The following is a 21,018-nucleotide window of genomic DNA, read 5'->3' as shown; positions in this document are numbered from 1 at the left end:
ACCAGACATACTTTTACCACCCGGACGCAAAACGCTACAGACAGGAAATACAGTTATGAAGACGGTTGTGGCCCTGACACGTCCGGCAGATATTGATGCGGCTGCCGGTTCCGGGGGGGCGGATTATATTGAACTGCGCATCGACCTCTTCCATGCAAAACCGAAGACTGTCTGCCAGAGATGTGACGTGCCCTTTATTGTAACACTCAGGAGCAGTGCCGAGGGAGGAGAATTTTCCGGCAGCCCGGCTGAGTGGTGGAAAATTGTTGAGCCGTGGTGCCCCCTACGCAGCATACATTGATATCGAACAGCGGTTTTCAGCGTATGCCGATGAGGTCAGAACGCGTGGGCCGGGTGTCATCGCATCCCTCCACCTGCCCGACACCCCCCCGGATGCCGATACGCTGCATGCCTGTGAAAAGAGACTCCGGGCATATGGTAACATCCCGAAAATGATCACGACACCCCACTCGAAAGAAGACCTGCTGCACCTTTTGACTCTCACAGCTGCCGCTGCCGGACCCATATGCACCGGGACCATGGGAACGGATCTGAGATTTGGCAGGGTCCTTACCGGTCTCTTTGGATCCGAGATGGTATACTGCCACTTTGGCACACCCACCGCAGAGGGTCAGTACCATATCAACGAAATGCAGGAGATCCTTCGCCTGCTTGAGTGAACGACATAAAATACCCTTTTTCCGGAACCATTCCGGATACCAATCAGAGATCACACACAGGACACCGACAGACCATGAACCCCCCCATCGTATCCACCAAAGAAACCCTGCGTCAGGCACTGCGTCTGCGCAGAGAAGAGATCACACCGGAACAGTATGCCGCACGCAGTGTAGAGATCGCCTCCCACCTCCTGAAGTTCTTAGCGCCCTTTGATACCATCCTTGTCTACGCATCCAAACCCCCGGAGGTTGATACCCGGCCGCTCATCACCGCATTGCTTGAGGAAGGAAAGCATGTCATGGTGCCCATCATCCAGCGCGAGGACTGCAGCCTCAGGTTCTCGTACATCAGAACCCTGATGTGCTGGTGCCGGGCACGTTCCATGTGCCCGAACCACTCGGGAATGAAATCCCGGCAGACCCGGCAGAAATAGAGGTGGCACTGATCCCCCTCCTCGGGTTTGACACGGACGGCAACCGCATCGGATATGGTGCCGGATACTATGACCGGTTTCTTGCACAACACAACCATTTTTCAACGGTGGGTGTCGCATTCGCCGTGCAGGAATGCAACAAAATTCCCTCTGAACCAACCGACCAGACGCTTGACGCAGTCGTGACAGAGTCTGGAATATCCATCCTATCCAAAAAAAGCGAATTGCACCACTGATCGGATACCATCTCTTAAAAAACTCATCCTCCTCCTTTTATTTAATTCACGCCTGAGGTCGCCGCCCCCCCTAGGAAAATTTGATATAGTAACAAACCTTTACTATTGGTAAATAACTCTGAGGAAATTATTCATATGACATCATCATCACCAGTAGAAGTTACCGTAAAAGAAGCAGCACATGAAGACGCCGGACGAGGTATTGCACGCATCAGTACGGAGGTAATGAGCGCTCTCGGACTGCGAAGCGGTGATGTGATTGAAATATCCGGCCGTGAAAAGGCCGCAGCCATCATATGGCCGGGATTCCCGGAGGACCGCGGGAGGGCCATCATCCGCATTGACGGAAATATCCGGGGGGGCAATGCCCATGCAGGCATTGATGAAAAGGTCAGGATCCGGAAGGCCGAGGTGCACGAGGCAACAAAAGTGGTAATTCAGCCGACACACCCGATTCGTCTCAGCGGATTAGAACAGTCGTTTGCACGAATAATCGCTGGCCGCCCGGTTGTCGAAGGCCAGCAGTTCCGCGTCGCCCTTCTGGGCACCACACTCACGTTTGTGATCACAAAGCTCTCTCCAAAGGGTGTGGGGATTGTGACCCAGAACACCGAACTGCTACTGAAAGAAGAGCCATACAGTCCCAAAGAAGGAAAGAAGACATACGATGTACCTGACATTCACTATGAGGACATCGGCGGCCTCGGGCGTGAACTCGATCAGGTCCGCGAGATGATCGAACTCCCGCTGCGCCACCCGGAGATATTTGAGCGTCTGGGCATTGAACCGCCCAAGGGTGTGCTCCTCTACGGCCCGCCGGGTACCGGCAAGACCCTGATTACAAAGGCGGTCGCAAACGAGGTAGATGCGCACTTTATCAGTCTCTCGGGCCCGGAAATCATGAGCAAGTACTACGGCGAGTCCGAAGGCAAACTCAGGGAGGTCTTTGAGGAGGCACAGGAGAATGCACCGACGATCATCTTCATTGATGAGATTGATTCGATTGCCCCCCCCAAGCGTGCAGATACCAAAGGAGAGGTCGAACAGCGGGTGGTGGCGCAGCTCCTCTCCCTCATGGACGGTCTGAAGGGCCGGGGCCAGGTCATTGTCATTGCCGCGACAAACCTGCCGGATAATATCGACCCCCCCGCACTCAGGCGCGGAGGCCGGTTTGACCGGGAGATTGAGATTGGCATCCCTGACAAAAAAGGGCGGCTTGAAATCTTCCAGGTCCACAGCCGCGGCGTCCCGCTGGACCTTGAGCCGTCACCCTGACCGAAGAGGATCATGTAGGGGGGGAAGGGGGGGAAGGAAGCAGCGATGAGGAACGCCGCCGGAAGAAGTTCCTAAAGCCCTACGCCGCAGCCACTCACGGGTTTGTCGGTGCCGACATCGCGCTTCTGGTGAAGGAAGCCGCGATGCATGCCCTGCGCAAGAGCATGGTGGGCATCCGGATGGATGAGGAGATACCGCTTGCGATTCTCGACACCCTGCGGGTAACCCGCGATGACTTTGAGGCGGCCCTCAGCAATGTCGAGCCCTCTGCGATGCGCGAGGTGCTTGTTGAGATCCCGGAGGTCACCTGGGATGATGTGGGCGGTCTTGAGGATATCAAGGCTGAACTCACGGAAGCGGTTGAATGGCCGCTGAAGTACCCGGAGGTCTTCGAGCGGCTTGGCACCCGCCCACCGTCCGGCATCCTGCTCTTCGGCCCGCCGGGTACTGGCAAAACCATGCTTGCAAAGGCAGTCGCCAACGAGAGTGAATGTAATTTCATCTCCATAAAGGGCCCGGAACTCCTCTCAAAGTGGGTCGGAGAATCTGAGAAAGGCATCCGTGACATCTTCCGGAAGGCACGTCAGGCAGCACCTTCCATCATCTTCTTTGACGAGATTGACGCACTGCTTCCGAGGCGGGGGGGTAGTTACGAGGGTTCGTCCCACGTCACCGAGAGCGTGGTCAGCCAGATCCTGACCGAACTCGACGGGCTCGAAGAGTTAAACAATGTCACCATCCTCGGTGCGACGAACCGTCCGGATATGCTTGACGATGCGATGATGCGCCCCGGACGGTTTGACCGGGCGGTCTATGTGCCCCCCCCGCCCGACAAAGATTCACGCAAAAAAATCTTTGCCGTTTACATGGGCAGGGATGAATCCGTCCTTGCAGGCGACGTCAATACCGGGGCACTGGTGGACGCAACGGAAGGGTATGTCGGTGCTGATATCGAGGCACTCATCAGGGAGGCAAAACTCAATGCAATGCGGGAATTCATCACGGCAATGGCAAAAAAGAATGAGACTGAACGCAGCGACGCACTGGCCAACGTGCGGGTGACAAAGAAGCACTTTGAAACTGCGATGAAGAACGTGAAGGCAACCCTGGACCAAGAGGCCATCGAAAAGAACGAACGGCTTGCATGGGGCATCATCTATCATGAGGAGGAACGTTCGGTCCTGGAAAAGGCAGGCTCGACACTCACCCGTGCAGGATTCGGCCACCAGGACAATGCAGCCGTTCAGGAAGCCCGAAAGAAACTCAGAAGTGCCACATTTGGAAAGATGAAGAAGAATTTCTCCGCAATAAAGGAACAGACGAACGCTCTGGAACAGCTTTTGGAATCCTGAACAAAAACAAAATAGGTGAATATCATGACAAAAGAACAGGACGAACGGGTCAACCAGTTCACCGAACTGATGCGCAGACTCTTTGAAGAAACGATGAATACCAGCGAGATGCTGACCGGAGAGATCAATATTATCATCGCTGCAGCGTGTCTGCCGAAAAGCATGGAAACGGAGACCCGGACGGAGAGAAGGGATCCGAATATACGCGAACCGGTCTTTGAACGCCATGAACACCAGGACTGCGTGACCATCACCACAGAACTTCCGGGCACGGTTTCGGAAGAGATCAGCTACACCCTTGACGGGGAAGTGATCACTCTCTCGGCGCGTGCAGGGGGGGACATCACCTACCGCGCGGCATACCCGGCAGAAGGAGCCATGCAAAAATCCCTCGCCCACACATTCAAAAACGGCGTAATCGAGCTCACATACAAAAAAAACAAGATTATACCAAAGAAGGGACTGCTGATTCCGACAGCAGAGATGAGGCCTGATCACGGAAAATAGGGGGGGAACGGATAATTACCACTGCAGATATATCACGATGCATGAAGACCCTGCGGCAATACCTCGATGAGACTGCATGTGAGGAACCGCTCAAAGACCTCATTGAGCTCATCGCCTACCAGTCCATTCCCATTCGGGATGCATTCATTGACAACCAGTCGTATGCAGGAACCGAGAACACCTACGGAGAAGAACAGGCAGCCCTTGACAAATGGGCAGACGATCATATCATATCCGTTCTGGGAAATCCGGATTTGTAAAGGCAATCGCATCAGAGGAACAGGCGGACATCGTCCGGTTTCCCGATGCATTTGGCGATTATGCAGTGGTGATGGATCCTCTTGACGGATCGTCCCTGATTCAGGTCAACCTCGCCGTCGGCACGATCGTCGGCATCTACCGGGGAGGGGATGCCCTGCAGAAAGGAGAGGATCTCGCCGTTGCCATGTATATGCTCTACGGACCGATGACCGTCCTTACCATCACGGTGGGAGGCGGGGGTATACACCTTTGCCCTCGATTCAGACGGCATCTTTGTGCTCCTGAAAGAGAATGTCCGAATACCCGAAGGAACGCTCTTCGGAAGCGGTGGCATCCGGAACGAATGGCTTCCGGGGCACCACGATTTCATCAGCCTCTGTGAGCAAAAGGGCGGGAAACTCAGATATTCCGGATCGTTTGTCGCCGATTTCCACCAGATTCTGACATACGGCGGAATCTACTGCTACCCGGCAGCCCGGGGGGGAAAACCCGAAGGAAAACTCCGGCTGGTCTTTGAGGCCAACCCCATCGGATTCATTGCAAAACAGGCAGGCGGAGCAATCAGCGACGGCACACAGGATCTCCTTACGGTTCTGCCAGAAAAACCTGACCACCGCACACCGATTTACGTGGGCAGTAAAAGTCTCATTGATGCAGCAGAATCCTGCATGAAAGAGCATAATTAAATCCATCTCCAACACCCACACACGGCAGGAAGAGCCACCTCTCATCCTGCCACGAACATGGGTCCAAAGAAAAGTTTAACTATAGTATAACCCCACTTAAATGAAGATGGTAAACAGTATTGTCCTCCCGATCAAGAAAGTATTCGCTCTCGTGGATTCTCAGATTACTGTTGAAATTAAAGACGATCAGCGGATGCTTCATGGGCGGCTCGTCGCAGTGGACGAGCACCTGAATATACAGATGGACCAGACAAGTGAATATACAAACGGCCAGAGAGGAAGGACACTGGGAACTGTTGTTATCAGGGGGAAGCAACATTCTGACAATTGCACCAGTCCTCTGAAAGGCTTAGTAATATGACAGACCTTGCAGAAAAAGCACTCAAAGAAATTCAGTTGCACCCGGAAGGGGGGGTACTCCAGAGTGAACTCTGGAAACTGCTCGAAATCGACAGCAGGAAATGCTCGCGTGTCCTGAAAGGACTCCTTGACGATGGGAAAGTTGAACGGATTGAATACCGGAGAGAGGGTCAGAGGACCTACCTCCTGAAAGCAAAAAGACCTGCAGTTGACCCGGCGCTTCTGATTGCAGGCGGAGAACTTCTTCCTGCATCTGCTGTGAAGAAGAGTGCGAAGTGCTTGTCTGCCCCCTGCTCCTCGACTGGATGTACCAGCTCGCTCTCGAGGAGTACGAAGATAAATAGAAACATTTATCACTCATTTTTTCTTTGATCATCATGTATGCCCGATGAGAGTGAGCATGCAGCATCGCATATGATAGGACACCTGCTGATGGTGATCATCATGGTCATCGCCGCCATTTTTATCCTGCAGTCCATTCATCTGCCTGAACTGGACTGGGAATATCCCGAACCCCCCCCGGTCATCTTCAGCATCACCTCCATCAAGAGTATACCACCAACCTTTGAAAGCGGGATCTACCTGAGAAATATTGTCAAAAAAGATTTTCAGAACAGGGAACTCTCCGCAAAGATATACTGCAACGGGGAACTACTCCCCCCCTGTACCATTGAGACCCTCTCTATCACGGACTTCATCAATACTGTCCACAACGGGGTAGAGAAACTCAAGGGACAGGGCGGGCGTAGTGGCATATGGAACTATAACCAGATGTTGATAATGGATCTTTCAAACGGGTTTATTCATCCGGGAGATATCATCAGGGTCGACATTATCGAAACGGCAACCGATACGGTGATTTCACGAGATTCTATGCAGGCATAAACCTTTCCGCAAAAACGGGGGGGTTCATATACATTCAGCAACAAATGTTGCGCAATGAAGGTAAACCTCAAACGGTATGGGCTTTATCTTGTCAGATGGCAGTTGTCCACGCCAATTCTTGCAGGAGTGGGCATCGTACTGGCATCAATGGGCGCCCTTGTGGCAGCAATTGTGGCGAACCTGATTGGCGGCCTCATGTTCTTCTGGGTCGACCGATTCATCTTCACCTCAGAGACGCTGGATGCGCAATGGGAAGTAAAGGAGAATATCTGCTGTGTTGACTGCGGAAAAGTGACACGGGGATACCGGCTGGTCAGGGCAGAATCTTATGACCGCTCGAATGATCCGGAACCGGAGTTCCGGTGCGAAGAGTGTTCCATAAAAAAATCAGAGGAACTGAAACGTCAGGGACATAACCACTGATCGTGTGCAGATCTGCACCGCAGGAACCTTCAAGGCTATATCTGAGTGACGACAAAGCCTATATACGATGATTATCGACCGCAGTCAGGTCTGTATTTTTATTCCGACCCTTAACGAGGAGCCGACGATCGGAGAACTCATATCCCGGTTCAGAGAACTGGGCTACTCCCATATTTTTGTCATAGACGGGAACAGTAGTGACCGGACTGCGGAGATTGCAGAAAAAGCCGGTGCCGAGGTGGTGCTCCAGCAGTCACGCGGCAAGGGAAATGCGATCATCGAGAGCATTGAACATTTCCGGTTTCCCTACATCCTGATGCTGGACGGGGGGGACATGACCTATCTCCCGGAGGATGCGGAACTGATGCTCGAACCCCCCCTCTTTGCAGGATGTGACCATGTCATCGGAAACCGGCTGGAGTTTCCGGATAAAGATGCACTCTCACGCCTCAATCTCTTTGGCAATAAAATAATCAATGATCTCTTCCGGATGGCTCATGGCCGTTATCTGGCCGACATCCTCTCCGGATACCGGGCATTCACGCTTGAAAGCATCCGGCAGATGCACCTCCGGGAAGAGGGATTCGGCATCGAGACAGAGATAGCATCCGAGTCCATCCGCAACCAGCAGAAGATCAAAGTAGTCCCTGTTCATTATGTGAAACGGCCGGGGGGGACTGCCACAAAACTTCGGCCATTCCATGACGGGGCAAAAATCATCACCACCCTCTACCGCCTTGCAAAACGCAGCAACCCGATGTTTTATTTCGGATGATCGGCGGGGTCATCAGCATTCTGGGAGGACTGACCGGCCTCTACGTCCTCTATGAATGGCTGAACGGTACCGAACACCTGCCCTTAACCATCCTCACGGCCCTTCTCGTCATGGGGGGACTACAGGTCTTTATGTTCGGCATCCTGAGCGATATTATGCTTTCAAACCAGCAGGAACTCAGGCGGGAGATTCAGAGCCTCAAACATCAGAGGCCGCCGGAATAGATGAGTATCCGGGCGGCATGTTCGGCAACGGCCGTCAGGATATAAGCATCCACGAGTGTCTCTGCCCGTGCAAAGGTCCCATGTCCCCCCCGTGCAATGACAAGGGGGGGGAAGAGACCAGTGCCGTGCCAATATTTTCCGCAAGCTCATCTGTTCCCGGTTCTCCGTCAACGACCGGAATCCTTGGCAAAAGCATCTTCCCCCCCTCGCTGTCGGCAGGGACAATGGCATCACAGGAGAGCGAGAGGGCCACTGCATACGGAGGATGGGCATGGACGATGGCCGCTGCATCTGTTTTTTGGTAGGCCTGCAGGTGGACACGGTATTCACTGGATGCACCTGCCTCTGCAACACCCTCATCCGAGACAAAAACCAGCCGGGCAGGAGCATCCAGAAACGAACCGGTCGGGGGGGTGATTTCAAATCCGCCTTCCCCGCGGCGGCTCATATTCCCAAAGACCGACGTCACCAGTCCTTCCTGATGAAGCCGCGTCCCAATATTCAGAAATTCGGTATCATGCATTCTTCACACCTCTTTTTTCCACAGTAATGTTTCGCATATTCAACAAACCAGGCATGGCACTGCTGGTGGGCCCGGTGTTCTTCCGGCAGCAGGCACTGGAAGAGTGCCTGCAGATCGCGACCGGTCCGGGAGATGCCCGCACAGGCACAGACCCGGCGGGTATAGGCATCCATAACAAAGACCGGACGGCTAAATCCGTAACAGAGAATACTGTCCGCCGTCTCCGGGCCCACGCCCTTTATCGCAAGAAAAAAGGCGCGCAGGCGGGGGGGCGTCGGGTACTCCTTCAGGGATTTCGTCCCGCCGCAGGAGAGAACCGCTGATGCCAGACATTGCAGTCGCTCACGCTTTATCCGGTAAAATCCGGTAGGAAAGATCGCTTCCTCAAGGCTTTGGTCAGAAGAACCTTCTATTCCTGACAGAGAACAGATGCCTGCCTCGCGCAGACGTTTGAGTGCAGTCTCAACATTCTCCCAGCGGGTCTGCTGGGTCAAAACAGCACCGATCATCACTTCTTCAGGGTCGCCCGGCCACCACGTAATATCACCATATAATCCCTGAAAATGGATGATCATCTGTTCTGCCCTCTCTTCCTCCGGAATCATACGACCTATTCAGTCAGGGGGGGTTCAAGCATACGCCTGAGCGAATCCGCCGGAGTCACGCCTTCCAGACGCTCCTTTACCACCCGTCCTTCTCGATAATCAGCGTCGGCACAACCATAATCCCGTACTTCTGTGCAAGATCGTGGTTATCGTCCACATCAATTTTCTTTATCTCAACTGCATCTCCCATCATCTCTTTGAGTTTCTCAAGTTCGGGAGTCTGAAGTTTGCAGGGTCCGCACCATACTGCAAAAAATCCATCAACACTGGTTTTGCCATAAAAATTCCTCATGCACTTGTGAGGATAAGAGAAATATAAATATTGTGATGGGTGACCGCAGATATCAGCGGTCACTTGGTTTTTTTGACATAATTGCCATAATGATCTTACCATAGGCAGGCCGGGTGATCAGCACACCAATCAGCACACCCAGAATGGTGATAATGGCAAATCCACGCAGGTTTGCAAGGTCCATTACTGCTAAAGGCAGCATCGCGATGACCGTCGTGCAGGCCGCCACCATGATAATACCCAGTGCACGGTTAAACCGTTTCAGGTAGAGATTCTGTGACGGGACACGGCCCTCATAGATGACCTCATCGGTAATAACCACCAGCTGGTCAATACCGGTTCCCAGCACCGCAATAAGACCGGCGATACTGGCAAGGTCCAGCTGCTGCAGATAGGTCGCAATACCCAGCAGAATAATGATTTCTGCAATGTTGGTCCCGATCATCGGAAGCACAATCGCCGGTTCACGATACCAGTAGTATACCGTGGCAGCAACAGCCATGAGGCAAGAATGCCTGCAATAACCGACATTACCTTAAAGTGCTCACCCAGACTTGCAGAGACGGTACCGGATCCGGCAATCTGTACATCGACCGGAAGTGCACCGGCACGCAGGTGAATTTCAAGCTTCTTTGCGTCTTCAAGCCCTTCCTCACCGGCACCGGTCGTTGCACGCAGTTCACGGACCGGAGCGGTCTTCAGTTCTGCTGCCAGCTGGGGGGGATTCAGGCTTGCGCTGTAGACGATCTCATCGTCGAGAAGCATCATGATCTCATGAGCATCCGGATTGCTTGTGGCACCGTGGGTATTTGCAGCCTCACGGAATGCAACGGCACCCTCCTGACTGAGAGTAAACCCGACTCCCCATACGTCACTGCCCGGCGGACTCTGTGTCGGTGTGGAGACACTCTTGATGGAGTCACCGTAGAGCACGTGTTCTGTCTCATTCCCGATAGTCTGAATCCGTATCTCAAACTTACCCTGCGCACCCACAATCTCCTGGGCGGTTGCGATGTCAACACCCGCAAGTTCAAGCCTGATATACTGGGTCACCCCCCCGTTCAGGCCGGTGATCGTATTGATGCGTGCGTCCTTTGTTCCGAGATTATTGACCTTATTCTCTAAGATCAGCTTAATCTGGTCAGCAGTATCCTTTGATACACCATTTTCATAGGTGACAATGGATCCGCCGTTCTCTGCAAAGACCGGTTCCAGTTCTTCACGGGTAAACGGCGCACGTATCTCCAGCCGGTCCTCTTCAAAGAGGAATACTTCTGCATCCAGTGCCTCTCCGATGCGTGCCGCAAAGGCTTCCGGATTTTCATCGGTATCAAACCGAACTACTTCTGACTGGAATGAAAGCTGAATCCACGAACCGCCTTCAAGGTCAAGTCCGAGCTGAAGGTTTCCGGTCATCCCGTTGGATATACCCGGCGGAATCACATAGATGCTCACAACCGAGAATACCACTAAGAGAAGCATCACAGCAACACGCCAGTCTTTCAGGGTGGTAATCAGACCACTGGTGGTATCGTCACTCATCGTTTGTCACCTCCTGCATATCCGGTTAAAATTCCGGCATTCAGCATCCAGGTATTCATCAGATCAACGAACAGTCCAAGTAAAAGGACCGCGGAAATGTCGCGAATCACATCGATCTGCCCAATCCATGAGACAATGAACATGAGTGCAACCGCACTGATGGTGGTGGATGTCATGGTAAACCCGGTACGAAATGCGCCCTGCATCTTATCGGAAAACTTTCCTTTCCGTTTCAGGACACGGGTCGTTAAGAGAATGTCACTGTCTACCGAGTAACCGATCAACATCAAAAGGGCGGCTGTTGTTCCAAGCGTAAGGGTAATGCCGACCATATCCATGAGTGCCGCGGTGATGACAATATCAGAGAATGCTGAGATTACCACAGCGATGGACGGTACAAAGTTTTTAAAGACAATGAATACCACAATGGCCATCCCGATAAACGAGAAGAGGAGTGCCAGAGTGCCTGTGCCTGCAGGGTCTTTCCAAACGTCTCTCCAATCTGATCGACCTTTGCATCAGGATAATGTTCATTAATCACTTTGGACAATGAGAGAAACTCATCATCAGGCATATACTCAAATACCACATAATATCCTCCGTTTACCCCCCCGTCTCCAACACTTTTCAGAGGGTATTCAGAGAAATATCCTTCAACAACTGCCTGAGAATCTGTTGTCGGCGGTATCGTCACCGCAACACCTCCTGCAAAATCAATTCCCGGGTCGACAGGCATACCTGTCATGAGGTATTGAACCCAAGGAAAAGAAGCGAGATTACCAGTAATGCGATCGGCAGGGCAACCAGCTGCCGGACCGTATACTTACTGATATCATAGTCTGGAAATTTCATACAGAGAAATATTGGGAAATAAAGAGATTAAATATGATGCTTCACGTAGCTGAAGTCAACCGGATTCCCTACTTTTGGTGATATGATTCGAAGGATGACGCAGATTTCAGATACATTTTTGTTAAACTCCGTTACCGAACAATTGATCACGATTAATCACTATCAATTCGATAAAACTAAATACCATTCGTTCAAAAGACCGTGTATGCGATCTGCGGCTGATCTGAAGCACGAGATAGAACGCCGTTTAAAAGGATATCTTAAACGGGACACGTCAGGTATTCGACATGAACTCCTGAGTCTCTTTATAAAAACCAGATCCGTTACCATCCCGGAGGCATTTGAACAGCTGAAAACAAAATTTACCGTCAGCCTTCAGTCCATTGCGTCAATGATCGGGACTGTTGCGTCACGTATTGGAATTCTCAGTGTGCAGAAGAGAAATGACAATTCCACCAGTGTCTATACGCTCAGGGACAAGTATACGGACATGGTCAGCACACTGATACTGGCAGTATGACCTTGCTGCCTCAACAAAACCTATTTTTACCCCGGTATTCAACCTGTTAAGATAATGGAAAATTCTGATGACAATTGCGCCGCCGGGCACGATATTGTTGTCTCTGATGACGTTAAATCCTATATTCTTCAGAGAAATATTGATTTCAGGGTATGTACATCCTGCGGAGGACCCATTCTCCTTTCCACCTCTGTAAAACCCCCGAAACCATCCGATTATGAGATATATATCGGGGGGGACAACATCATTTACGTCTCCATATACCAGGCCAGGTACCTTGACAGAATCGATATGGATATGATTCCTGCATACTGTGATTATCTCTAAGAACTCAGGGAGAAGGACAATGCCATTTTCTGAACGCGAACACACCGCAGACGTCCTGATGCATGTCTGCGGTGCAACCAGGAAAGAACTCTTTGAAGAAGCAGCACACGCTCTTTTTTCGGTGATGTTTCCTTCCTGCGCAAATGAAGAGGTCACGATTCATTTTACTCTCAATGAAGATGACGGGGGGGAACGCCTGCTTCATGAATTCCTCTCAGAAATCCTTTTTTACGCAGAGGTTGAATGTGTGGCACTCTGCCGGGCAGAAGTTACCTTCACTTCCTCCGGTCTTTCCGCAGAGCTCTTCGGGGGGGAGCCTTCCGCAGGGAAGCGCATGCGGGAGGGACCGAAGTAAAGGGAATATCCCTTTCAGGAATGGATATAACGAGGACTGACGAAGGATGGTCTACGTTGGTTCTCTTTGATGTATAAATAAAAGAGAGTGGCAGAAAATGATGGAAAAAATAATACGGAAAGGAGAATACGAATGGGAGCTTCCCATTGGCACCGTTCCGGACATGCGGGTACCGGGCCGGTTTTATCTCTCACAACAGCTAATGGGCACCCTAGAAGAGGGAGCAGTAACGCAGCTTGCAAATATCGCAACACTGCCTGGGATCTGTAAACATTCCCTTGCAATGCCGGATATCCACTGGGGGGGCTACGGGTTTCCCATCGGGGGGGTGTGGGAGCCTTCACCATGGACGAAGGGATCATCTCCCCCCCCGGAGGGGTTGGATTTGATATCAACTGCGGCGTGCGCCTTATGGCAACCCCCCCGCTGCATCGCAGTGACCTGAAGCAGGTAAAAAAAGTGCTGCAGGAACTCTATACAACCGTGCCGACGGGTGTCGGGACAAAAAGCTGCATCACCGCATCAGACCGTGACCTCAACAGAATCATGACCGAAGGTGCCCGGTGGACGGTCGAGGAAGGCTATGGCACCGAACGTGACCTCCTCTGGTGCGAGGAGCAGGGCCACATCGAAGGTGCCGACATATCACACGTCAGCCAGAAGGCGCGCAAACGCGGTAGGCCACAGTGCGGCACGCTTGGTTCAGGCAATCACTTTCTTGAAATTCAGTGTGTGGAGGAGATCTTTGACCCGGAGGCAGCGCAGGCATTCGGTATTGAGGCCGGGCAGATATGCATCATGATCACTGCGGGTCGCGGGGGGGCTGGGGCATCAGATCTGCACCGACCACCTGAAGACGCTGGAGGATGCATCAAAGAAATATCACATTCCTCTTGCCGACAAACAGCTCGCATGTGCGCCTCTGACCAGCCCCGAAGGAGAGGCATATCTTTCGGCAATGGCATGCGCTGCAAACTATGCATGGGCCAACCGCCAGATGATCATGCATCTGACACGTGAGGTATTCTCCCGGGCATTTTCCCTGTCGGCCGAGGAGATGCCGCTGGTCTATGATGTGACCCACAATGTCGCAAAGATTGAGGAACATATGGTGGACGGAAAGCGCACGACACTCTGCGTGCACCGGAAGGGCGCGACCCGGGCATTCGGGCCGGGCACCCATGACCTGCCGCCGGGCTGTGATACAATTGGTCAGCCGGTCATTATCCCCCCCGGAAGCATGGGGGGGAGTTCATCATATCTGTTGAAAGGAACCACGGGCGCCATGGAGAAGACATTCGGCAGCACCTGCCACGGTGCAGGCCGGGTTCTTTCACGGTCACAGGCAAAGAAACAGGCCACCGGAGAGAGCATCCAGGAAACTCTCGGAAGAAACGGCATCACCGTTCTCGCACCATCCGCCGGATCTATCGCAGAAGAAGCCCCAAATGCCTACAAACCATCAGGAGAAGTGGTAAAAGTGGTCCATGAAGCAGGTATATCGCACGGGTTGCCCGCCTGAATCCCATCGGAGTAATCAAAGGATGATACAGAAAACAGGACTGGCATGGGAATGTTCCGTGCCATTTATCAGATATATCGAAGACACCGGCATCAACTGTGAACTGATCACGCCACAGATGATGGGGGGGGCACCCTATTTTCGGGGGGGAAACCTGGTTTCCCTCATCATCGACGGGGGGGTTCGGAAACTCGGCATATTCCGGCCTTCTTCCGGCACTCAGGGCATCTTCCGGAAGAATCAACAAATTCCTGAAAAAAGGCGGTCGTGTCATTGTCTTTGGGGGGGCCATGTCGACGGAAACCGATCGCTATGACTGGCTGCCGGTCCCGGTTACGTATGTGAGCGAATACTTCGCGAGCCCGGTGACCGTTGACGGGGGGGCGGGCCCTCTCTCCACCATTCTTGAAGATTTTGATACCAGTGACGTCGACTGTGACGGCTACATCAAAAACCCCCGAAGGAGATGTTCTGGCACAGACGGATGACGGCAAGGCGATCATGGTCTCCTACCCGGTGGGAGAGGGGGGGACCGTTGTTGTAACAACCATACATGAGTATCCCTCACGTGGGTTTTTGCGCCATTTTTGCACCTCTGAAAGCGAAACCTTATTTTAACATTCTGTCATTCTATCTTTTTGGTACCGAACTTCCAGGTGTTTTCCATGAGTGACTATATCATCTCCGCAGATTCAGAAGCAGGCGACCTTGTCGGGGTTGCCCTTGCAATCCATGAAATCATTAACCGCCTGCCTGTTACCGCACGGTCCCTGAACAATCCCGGAGTGAGGATTGAGGAGGGCGTGGTAGTTGATGATGCATATACCGGACCGGTTCTTGAACTGGCAATGAGGAAGAACCATCTGATAAAAACTGTTCCGAAGACCGGTGCGTATGCAAACGTACCGGTTGTGGTGGCCCCCCCGATCCATAATCATGACAGGGAGGTGATCGCTGCCATCGGGCTGGTGGACATCACCGGCATCTTTGACCTTGCGACCCTTATGGAACACCAGTCGACAATTCTCAAACAGGTCTGCGGCAAAGACCCCCCCTGCCCCCCCTCCCCCCCACTGAAGCCGTAGCAGCAAAGAAGTGATGACACTATGAATACGACCGCAAACCAGATACTCAGCATTCTTGAAGAATCCGGAGAAGCCATCTCCGGTGAAGAGATCAGTAAAAAGACCGGTGTGACACGGTCAGCAGTCTGGAAAAATATCAAAGAACTGCGTGAACGGGGGGGTATGAAATTGATGCATCCCGGCCTGCAGGGTATCGCCTGATCAGGCGCACAGACAGGCTTGTCCCATACGAAATAAAGCGGCACCTGAAGACAGATATCATTGGACAGAGAATTGAATATTACTCATCCGTTCCTTCCACCATCCTGATTGCAAAGGAACTCTGTGCAAAGACCCCCCCTGCCACAGAACTGAACGGAACCGTGATCGTCGCAGAAGAGCAGTCGGGCGGCATCGGGCGTCTCGGACGACACTGGGTCTCCCCTCCCGGAGGGATCTGGACAACCATCATCCTGAAACCGGAGATTCCCATTGACCATGTTTTTATGGTAACAATGGCCGGTTCCATCGCGCTTGTCCGGACGATACGGAAACTCTACGGGATAGGTGCCCTCATCAAGTGGCCCAATGACATCTACATCGGTGACCGGAAAGTGGCAGGGATACTGCTTGAAATATCCGCAGAAGCAGAGGACGTCAAACACTGCATTCTGGGGGGGATAGGCATCGACGCAAACGTCCCTCCCAGTCCCTTCCAGGAGACCTGGGGGGGACTCCCATCACATCGCTCCAGACCGAATATGGCGAACCCATTGACCGGGCCGCGTTCCTTGCATACCTGCTGCGTGAGTTTGAACGGCGGTTACGGCTGATTGAAACAGGGGGGGAATATGAATCCATTGTGCGTGAGTGGAAGAGCCTGTCACTGACACTGGACAAACGGGTGAAGATCAAAACCCCCCGCAAATCCTTTGAAGGCATCGCAATTGACATCGACGAATACGGCGCACTGATTGTGCGGCGCGATAACGGCAAGGTTGAGCGTATATTCTCCGGGGGGGACTGCACCCCGGCCTGAACCTTTTTCTTGTCAACCTGCAAATAATGTCTGGTTGACATGTACGGTGATGAAAAACGAAGTTATCAGGTATCCCTGACGGCGGCATTTGTCGCCCTGATCGCCGTGGGCGGATGGGTATCTCTGCCCATCCCTCCGATACCCGTTACCCTGCAGACCTTTTTTGTTCTGTTGGCGGCAGTTGTGATGGGGGGGCGGTATGCCCTCCTGCCTGTTGGCGTATACCTGCTTTTGGGAATCCTGAATATGCCAGTCTTTCACAATGGCCTTGCGGGCATCGGGGGGGTACTCATGGGTCCAACCGGTGGCTACCTGATCGGATTTATCCCCGCAGTCTTGGTGGCGGGCCTTGCCTATGAACAGGAAAACCGAATCATACGTGCCGGGGGGGGAATTGCTGCAGCCACCCTCATCATCTACCTCTTCGGCATCACCTGGATGTCATACTCTACAGGCATGGCGCTGGCACAGGCGGTGCTGCTTGGCGTGGTGCCGTTCGTTGCAGGAGATGTACTTAAGGGGGGGATTGCCGCGTTTATTATCGGAGAACGCATCTGATGATTCATGCACAAAACCTACACCACCGGTTACTAAAGATTGAGTCCCTCCATATTGAACCGGGACATACCGCCATCATCGGCCAGAACGGCAGTGGAAAGACCACATTCTTAAAACTCTGTGCAGGCATTGAACTCCCACACCAGGGAACGCTCACCATATCAGGAAAAGAGCCGCGTGCGGTGCATACCGGATGGGTCGGCGAGGTTCCGGACAATAATCTCGTATTCCGGAGCGTCGCTGACGAAGTCGCATCCGGACTCCGGTTCCAGAGAACGCCAGCAGATGCCATCGGACCGGCGGTCCGTGCGGTGCTCTCGGAGATGGGAATCGGACATCTGTGCTCCCGCACCAGTCACACACTCTCCGGCGGAGAGAAGGTCATGGTTGCCTGTGCCGCAGCCCTTGTCCTCTCTCCTGAATTGCTCATACTTGACGAGACCGATACCCACCTGGACCGGAACGCAGCAGACACTCTGGAAACGATCATACGCAGGAGGCCGGCACCCTGCATTCTCCAGTGCACACAAAACATGGATACCGCAGCCCGCGCTGACCGGGTAGTATACTTCGCCCACGGTCGCCCCCGTTATTCCGGCACCCTGACGAGGTATTCGAACATTTGTCTGAGACGGAGATGTACCCGTCGTTATGGAGGATTGCGGAATGCATCTGAACGCAGACAAACTCTCCCTTTCGCATGGGGGGGAGTGGACGCTCAGTGCCAACGGCATCTTCGGGGGGGAGGGTGTGCACCTGGTCACCGGGCCCGTGGGAAGCGGAAAGACAACCCTTGCATCCGCCCTGGCCGGTATATTTGAACCGGCATCCGGACGAATCGTCCGCGAAGGCGTATCGCGCCTCAGCCTCTCCATGCAGTTCCCTGAATATCATGTGACCGGATTTCTGGTCAAGGACGAGATCCGGTCATGGCACCTTCCGGTCACTGAGACGCTCCGGAAGTCCGGGCTTGAGGGGGGGAGGCAGGACAGAAAGACTCTCACCCTGTCACGAGGGGAACTCAAGCGTCTGCACCTGGCCTGCCTTCTCGGATCCCCCCCATGGGATGCAGTGATACTGGACGAACCCTTTGCGGGACTGGACTGCAAAGAGAAGAGACGGGTCTGTGCCACAATCGAAGAAAAGAGACACCCGGTCACGATCATCTTCACGCATGAACAGGCAGTGCTTCCGGCAGCAGACGTCATCTGGGAAATCGAGGTGGGGGGGACGTTGATCTGTCGGGGGGGCAGAGTCCCCCCCGAAGCGATTCCCGCATGGAAGGGAGCCCCCCCGCGGTATCTCACCCGTGCCCTTGAAGAGGGCGCACGCCCGGAGAATATCCGGTTACAGGATGCAAAGGAGGCCCTATGCAGGATGCACGCCTGAGAATCGGAGCGACCCTGCTCCTCTCCTGCGCTGCCTTCAGTTCAGTCCTCGGTGCTGCACTGGCGGCGCTCTGGTGGGGGGGGTCGTGGCACGCAATGAACGCAACCTTCCCGGGAGAGTAGCCGCGACAGTTATTTTCGGTGCGATCATGCTCTTCGCAGGGTTCACCGAAGCATTCGGCGGTGACGGCATATCCTATGGATTCCGGATGACGGTTGTCACCCTCATTGCATTCTGGGCCTTCGGGCGCGGACGGGAAGGAGATCTGATGAACACCGCGGTCTGGGCCTTCGGTGACCGCATCGGGTTTGACCTCGGGCTGACGGCAGAGATGGCCGTCTCCTCTCTCAGGCGTATCGAAAAAGACGTCCGCGACATCAGAAATGCCCTGAAGCTGAAAGGGAGCAGAGGGCCGGTTTATGACCTGATACCCCTTGGCTTCACTCTCACCCTAATGCAAATCCACCGGGCACGGGAACAGGGACGGGTACTTGCGACACGGGGGGGATACCAGGGAGGAGGTACATTCACTCCCTCATTTCATTGTTCAAAAACCGACATTTTCGCCTTTTTTAGTTCAATCCTCATTATTGCTGCCGTTTTCGTATCATTCGTTGGGTATTTATAGATTTAAACTCAAGTTAGTAAAGGCTCGACAATATCAATATCCTGCCCCCCCATAGAGGTGTTTTATGACTACTGCCAATCCTGTAAAAATTACTGACACGACCCTCAGGGATGCACACCAGTCTTTGATTGCAACCCGCCTCAAAACAGAGGACATGACAGAACTGGCGCATGCCATGGATTCTGTCGGATTTTTCTCTGTGGAAGCCTGGGGGGGAGGGGGGGCAACATTTGACAGCGCGATACGGTTCCTCAACGATGACCCGTGGCAGCGCCTGCGCACATTAAAGGAAGTACTTCCGAATACCCCGATACAGATGCTCCTGCGCGGACAGAATCTTGTCGGATACCGACATTATCCGGACGATGTAGTGGAGAAGTTCGTGGAGGCCGCCGGCAGAAATGGTGTTGATGTCTTCCGTATTTTTGACGCCCTCAACGATATCCGCAATATGGAAAAATCAATGGAAGCGGTGAAAAATATCGGTGCACACCTGCAGGGCACAATATCATATACCACCAGCCGGTGCACTCCACCGAGGGTTTCATTGAACTGGCCCGGGACCTCTATGCTCACGAATGTGATTCCATCTGCATCAAGGACATGGCGGGCCTCATTATGCCGGAGGAGACACGCCGGCTCATCACCGGGATTAAACGGGAGATTGACATACCCGTAGATCTCCACAGCCATTCAACCAGCGGCATATCACCGATGAGTTATCAGGCTGCAATCGAAGCAGGCGTTGATATCCTGGATACCGCGATGTCCCCGTTTTCAATGGGCACGTCCCCAGCCCCCCCGACCGAGAGTATTGTGGCAAGCCTCACCGGGACACCGCGTGACACCGGCATTGACCTGATGAAACTCCGTCCGGTCAGAGACATCTGCCTCTCAGTCAAGGACAAGTACGGGACACTGGTGGATCCGATATCTGAACGGATTGACAGCGATGTACTGATCTATCAGCTGCCAGGCGGTATGATATCAAATCTGGTCTCGCAACTGAAAGAACAGGATGCGCTTGACCGGATTGAAGAGGTTCACCAGGAGATACCACGGGTACGAAAAGACCTCGGGTATCCGCCGCTTGTCACGCCCACCAGCCAGATTGTGGGCACCCAGGCGGTTCTCAATGTGTTGATGGGCGGTGAACGCTACTCGAATGTGACCAAGGAAGTCAAGGATTATGTGCTTGGCCTCTATGGAAAACCACCGGGCACCATATCAACTGAGATTCGGGCACGTATCATCGGCGATGAGGAGCCATTCACCGGAAGGCCCGGAGACCTCCTTGAACCTGCCTACGAGAAGATGGCAGCAGAGGCCAGAGAAGAGGGTATTGTCACAAAGGACGAGGACATCCTCACCTATATCCTCTATCCGGCGATTGCACCATCGTTTTTGCGTGGCGAACGGGACGCTGAAATAATTCCACGGAAGGTGGATGCCGGGGCTGCACAGCCAGGTACGATTCCCACGTCAATGGACGTTGAGGTTGACGGCGAGATTTTCGCAGTCCGCATTCTCTCGGTAGATGGCGGCGAGGTCAGGGATGCCACATCCACTGGGGGGGCAAAACAGATCCCCCCCCGGACCGCAATCAAAGGGGGGGGAGTCAAATCAAATATCCAGGGCATGGTCCTGAAGATAGAAACCCGAATCGCGCGAGGTAAAGAAGGGAGAGACTCTTGTCGTCCTTGA

The 21,018-nt window shown here is 53.3% G+C and carries 23 protein-coding genes and 11 pseudogenes; 28 read left to right on the top strand and 6 right to left on the bottom strand.

Annotated elements, in window-relative coordinates; genetic code table 11:
* The first annotated feature begins 55 nt into the window (after positions 1–55).
* From JCM10550_RS06020 to aglJ, 14 genes and pseudogenes are all read left to right on the top strand, one after another.
* On the top strand, positions 56–301 hold the full coding sequence (locus JCM10550_RS06020; RefSeq protein ID WP_062397717.1) for a type I 3-dehydroquinate dehydratase: 246 nt from the start codon (positions 56–58) through the stop codon (positions 299–301).
* Complete coding sequence (locus tag JCM10550_RS06015) at positions 267–680, top strand: type I 3-dehydroquinate dehydratase (protein ID WP_062397715.1); 414 nt, start codon at positions 267–269, stop codon at positions 678–680. Before JCM10550_RS06020 ends, JCM10550_RS06015 begins: the two co-directional genes overlap by 35 nt.
* Positions 677–1,114: a 5-formyltetrahydrofolate cyclo-ligase gene (locus tag JCM10550_RS24510; protein ID WP_062397713.1), complete on the top strand. Its 438-nt coding sequence runs from the start codon at positions 677–679 to the stop codon at positions 1,112–1,114. Before JCM10550_RS06015 ends, JCM10550_RS24510 begins: the two co-directional genes overlap by 4 nt.
* Entirely contained in the window at positions 1,066–1,350 is a 285-nt protein-coding gene (locus JCM10550_RS24505) for a 5-formyltetrahydrofolate cyclo-ligase (RefSeq protein WP_281175283.1), read from the top strand. The genes JCM10550_RS24510 and JCM10550_RS24505 overlap by 49 nt, the downstream gene beginning before the upstream one ends.
* 135 nt (positions 1,351–1,485) lie before the next feature.
* A pseudogene (locus JCM10550_RS06000) lies at positions 1,486–3,977 on the top strand (CDC48 family AAA ATPase).
* A gap of 24 nt (positions 3,978–4,001) precedes the next feature.
* Complete coding sequence (locus JCM10550_RS05995; RefSeq protein WP_157199979.1) at positions 4,002–4,484, top strand: Hsp20/alpha crystallin family protein; 483 nt, start codon at positions 4,002–4,004, stop codon at positions 4,482–4,484.
* 41 nt (positions 4,485–4,525) lie between these two features.
* Positions 4,526–4,744 carry a hypothetical protein gene (locus tag JCM10550_RS22240; protein WP_245618798.1) on the top strand — a complete coding sequence of 73 codons (219 nt, stop codon included), beginning with the start codon at positions 4,526–4,528 and terminating at the stop codon, positions 4,742–4,744.
* Positions 4,696–5,127 carry a hypothetical protein gene (locus JCM10550_RS22235; RefSeq protein ID WP_245618797.1) on the top strand — a complete coding sequence of 144 codons (432 nt, stop codon included), beginning with the start codon at positions 4,696–4,698 and terminating at the stop codon, positions 5,125–5,127. The genes JCM10550_RS22240 and JCM10550_RS22235 overlap by 49 nt, the downstream gene beginning before the upstream one ends.
* Positions 5,021–5,431 (top strand): hypothetical protein, encoded by a 411-nt coding sequence (locus tag JCM10550_RS22230; protein WP_245618796.1) that lies wholly within the window; start codon positions 5,021–5,023, stop codon positions 5,429–5,431. Before JCM10550_RS22235 ends, JCM10550_RS22230 begins: the two co-directional genes overlap by 107 nt.
* A 106-nt stretch (positions 5,432–5,537) precedes the next feature.
* Positions 5,538–5,775 (top strand): annotated as a pseudogene (locus tag JCM10550_RS05985) (ribonucleoprotein).
* Positions 5,776–5,788: 13 nt separating this feature from the next.
* Positions 5,789–6,135, top strand: a pseudogene (locus JCM10550_RS05980) (Lrp/AsnC family transcriptional regulator).
* Between the two features lie 37 nt (positions 6,136–6,172).
* On the top strand, positions 6,173–6,676 hold the full coding sequence (locus tag JCM10550_RS05975; protein WP_157199978.1) for a hypothetical protein: 504 nt from the start codon (positions 6,173–6,175) through the stop codon (positions 6,674–6,676).
* A 102-nt stretch (positions 6,677–6,778) separates the two neighbouring features.
* Positions 6,779–7,099, top strand: coding sequence for a VTT domain-containing protein (locus JCM10550_RS05970; RefSeq protein ID WP_245618795.1), 321 nt, complete (start codon positions 6,779–6,781; stop codon positions 7,097–7,099).
* A gap of 67 nt (positions 7,100–7,166) precedes the next feature.
* Positions 7,167–8,098 (top strand): annotated as a pseudogene (gene aglJ / locus JCM10550_RS05965) (S-layer glycoprotein N-glycosyltransferase AglJ).
* Here the strand turns inward: aglJ and JCM10550_RS05960 are convergent.
* The 5 genes and pseudogenes from JCM10550_RS05960 to JCM10550_RS05940 all read right to left on the bottom strand — a co-directional run bounded on the left by JCM10550_RS05960 (position 8,080) and on the right by JCM10550_RS05940 (position 11,912).
* Positions 8,080–8,621, bottom strand: a pseudogene (locus JCM10550_RS05960) (class II aldolase/adducin family protein). The pseudogenes aglJ and JCM10550_RS05960 sit on opposite strands and share 19 nt — an antisense overlap.
* A complete protein-coding gene (locus JCM10550_RS05955; RefSeq protein ID WP_062397929.1) occupies positions 8,600–9,226 on the bottom strand; it encodes an endonuclease III domain-containing protein in 627 nt (208 codons plus the stop codon). Before JCM10550_RS05955 ends, JCM10550_RS05960 begins: the two are co-directional and overlap by 22 nt.
* A 5-nt stretch (positions 9,227–9,231) precedes the next feature.
* Positions 9,232–9,505: pseudogene (locus tag JCM10550_RS05950) on the bottom strand (thioredoxin domain-containing protein).
* A gap of 65 nt (positions 9,506–9,570) precedes the next feature.
* A pseudogene (locus JCM10550_RS05945) lies at positions 9,571–11,060 on the bottom strand (preprotein translocase subunit SecD).
* A pseudogene (locus JCM10550_RS05940) lies at positions 11,057–11,912 on the bottom strand (protein translocase subunit SecF). The pseudogenes JCM10550_RS05945 and JCM10550_RS05940 overlap by 4 nt, the downstream one beginning before the upstream one ends.
* Before the next feature lie 205 nt (positions 11,913–12,117).
* Between JCM10550_RS05940 and JCM10550_RS05935 the strand changes: the two are divergent.
* From JCM10550_RS05935 to JCM10550_RS05895, 9 genes and pseudogenes are all read left to right on the top strand, one after another.
* A complete protein-coding gene (locus tag JCM10550_RS05935) occupies positions 12,118–12,432 on the top strand; it encodes a DUF2551 domain-containing protein (protein WP_062397699.1) in 315 nt (104 codons plus the stop codon).
* Positions 12,433–12,486: 54 nt separating this feature from the next.
* The gene (locus JCM10550_RS05930) at positions 12,487–12,759 is read left to right on the top strand and encodes a hypothetical protein (RefSeq protein WP_062397697.1); all 273 of its coding nucleotides are present in this window, start codon (positions 12,487–12,489) and stop codon (positions 12,757–12,759) included.
* 19 nt (positions 12,760–12,778) lie between these two features.
* On the top strand, positions 12,779–13,114 hold the full coding sequence (locus tag JCM10550_RS05925; protein WP_062397695.1) for an archease: 336 nt from the start codon (positions 12,779–12,781) through the stop codon (positions 13,112–13,114).
* A 97-nt stretch (positions 13,115–13,211) separates the two neighbouring features.
* A pseudogene (locus JCM10550_RS05920) lies at positions 13,212–14,662 on the top strand (RtcB family protein).
* Positions 14,663–14,694: 32 nt separating this feature from the next.
* Complete coding sequence (locus JCM10550_RS05915) at positions 14,695–14,952, top strand: hypothetical protein (RefSeq protein WP_157199977.1); 258 nt, start codon at positions 14,695–14,697, stop codon at positions 14,950–14,952.
* Entirely contained in the window at positions 14,927–15,124 is a 198-nt protein-coding gene (locus JCM10550_RS05910) for a hypothetical protein (RefSeq protein WP_062397691.1), read from the top strand. Before JCM10550_RS05915 ends, JCM10550_RS05910 begins: the two co-directional genes overlap by 26 nt.
* Positions 15,125–15,301: 177 nt before the next feature.
* Positions 15,302–15,721 (top strand): DUF2111 domain-containing protein, encoded by a 420-nt coding sequence (locus tag JCM10550_RS05905; RefSeq protein WP_062397689.1) that lies wholly within the window; start codon positions 15,302–15,304, stop codon positions 15,719–15,721.
* Positions 15,722–15,742: 21 nt separating this feature from the next.
* Positions 15,743–16,739: pseudogene (locus JCM10550_RS05900) on the top strand (biotin--[acetyl-CoA-carboxylase] ligase).
* Positions 16,740–16,778: 39 nt separating this feature from the next.
* On the top strand, positions 16,779–17,297 hold the full coding sequence (locus JCM10550_RS05895) for a biotin transporter BioY (protein WP_062397688.1): 519 nt from the start codon (positions 16,779–16,781) through the stop codon (positions 17,295–17,297).
* A gap of 161 nt (positions 17,298–17,458) precedes the next feature.
* On the opposite strand, the gene JCM10550_RS19570 is transcribed toward JCM10550_RS05895, so the two are convergent.
* On the bottom strand, positions 17,459–17,875 hold the full coding sequence (locus tag JCM10550_RS19570; protein WP_062397687.1) for a hypothetical protein: 417 nt from the start codon (positions 17,873–17,875) through the stop codon (positions 17,459–17,461).
* 73 nt (positions 17,876–17,948) lie between these two features.
* Between JCM10550_RS19570 and JCM10550_RS05885 the strand changes: the two genes are divergently transcribed.
* From JCM10550_RS05885 to JCM10550_RS05875, 5 genes and pseudogenes are all read left to right on the top strand, one after another.
* A complete protein-coding gene (locus JCM10550_RS05885; RefSeq protein ID WP_245618794.1) occupies positions 17,949–18,686 on the top strand; it encodes an ATP-binding cassette domain-containing protein in 738 nt (245 codons plus the stop codon).
* Positions 18,668–18,808 (top strand): hypothetical protein, encoded by a 141-nt coding sequence (locus tag JCM10550_RS19565; RefSeq protein WP_172673786.1) that lies wholly within the window; start codon positions 18,668–18,670, stop codon positions 18,806–18,808. Before JCM10550_RS05885 ends, JCM10550_RS19565 begins: the two co-directional genes overlap by 19 nt.
* Positions 18,772–19,314: a hypothetical protein gene (locus tag JCM10550_RS05880; RefSeq protein WP_172673785.1), complete on the top strand. Its 543-nt coding sequence runs from the start codon at positions 18,772–18,774 to the stop codon at positions 19,312–19,314. Before JCM10550_RS19565 ends, JCM10550_RS05880 begins: the two co-directional genes overlap by 37 nt.
* Before the next feature lie 64 nt (positions 19,315–19,378).
* Positions 19,379–19,840, top strand: a pseudogene (locus JCM10550_RS24500) (pyruvate carboxylase subunit B); the annotation flags it as partial.
* The gene (locus JCM10550_RS05875; RefSeq protein WP_281175282.1) at positions 19,840–21,018 is read left to right on the top strand and encodes a pyruvate carboxylase subunit B; all 1,179 of its coding nucleotides are present in this window, start codon (positions 19,840–19,842) and stop codon (positions 21,016–21,018) included. The pseudogene JCM10550_RS24500 and the gene JCM10550_RS05875, both read left to right, overlap by 1 nt.

It is taken from the genome of Methanogenium cariaci JCM 10550 (assembly GCF_001315945.1).
In the GTDB taxonomy this organism is placed as follows: domain Archaea; phylum Halobacteriota; class Methanomicrobia; order Methanomicrobiales; family Methanomicrobiaceae; genus Methanogenium; species Methanogenium cariaci.
This window is presented reverse-complemented; position numbering and strand designations above follow the sequence as displayed.

Excerpts from the sequence above, each read along its gene's own strand:
- JCM10550_RS06020 (WP_062397717.1), top strand. The coding sequence starts at position 56 with ATGAAGACGGTTGTGGCCCTGACACGTCCGGCAGATATTGATGCGGCT.
- JCM10550_RS05995 (WP_157199979.1), top strand. The coding sequence starts at position 4,002 with ATGACAAAAGAACAGGACGAACGGGTCAACCAGTTCACCGAACTGATG.
- JCM10550_RS22240 (WP_245618798.1), top strand. The coding sequence starts at position 4,526 with ATGAAGACCCTGCGGCAATACCTCGATGAGACTGCATGTGAGGAACCG.
- JCM10550_RS22235 (WP_245618797.1), top strand. The coding sequence starts at position 4,696 with ATGGGCAGACGATCATATCATATCCGTTCTGGGAAATCCGGATTTGTA.
- JCM10550_RS05975 (WP_157199978.1), top strand. The coding sequence starts at position 6,173 with ATGCCCGATGAGAGTGAGCATGCAGCATCGCATATGATAGGACACCTG.
- JCM10550_RS05955 (WP_062397929.1), bottom strand. The coding sequence starts at position 9,226 with ATGATTCCGGAGGAAGAGAGGGCAGAACAGATGATCATCCATTTTCAG.
- JCM10550_RS05935 (WP_062397699.1), top strand. The coding sequence starts at position 12,118 with ATGCGATCTGCGGCTGATCTGAAGCACGAGATAGAACGCCGTTTAAAA.
- JCM10550_RS05930 (WP_062397697.1), top strand. The coding sequence starts at position 12,487 with ATGGAAAATTCTGATGACAATTGCGCCGCCGGGCACGATATTGTTGTC.
- JCM10550_RS05925 (WP_062397695.1), top strand. The coding sequence starts at position 12,779 with ATGCCATTTTCTGAACGCGAACACACCGCAGACGTCCTGATGCATGTC.
- JCM10550_RS05910 (WP_062397691.1), top strand. The coding sequence starts at position 14,927 with ATGTCGACGGAAACCGATCGCTATGACTGGCTGCCGGTCCCGGTTACG.
- JCM10550_RS05905 (WP_062397689.1), top strand. The coding sequence starts at position 15,302 with ATGAGTGACTATATCATCTCCGCAGATTCAGAAGCAGGCGACCTTGTC.
- JCM10550_RS05895 (WP_062397688.1), top strand. The coding sequence starts at position 16,779 with ATGTACGGTGATGAAAAACGAAGTTATCAGGTATCCCTGACGGCGGCA.
- JCM10550_RS05885 (WP_245618794.1), top strand. The coding sequence starts at position 17,949 with ATGGAGGATTGCGGAATGCATCTGAACGCAGACAAACTCTCCCTTTCG.
- JCM10550_RS19565 (WP_172673786.1), top strand. The coding sequence starts at position 18,668 with ATGCAGGATGCACGCCTGAGAATCGGAGCGACCCTGCTCCTCTCCTGC.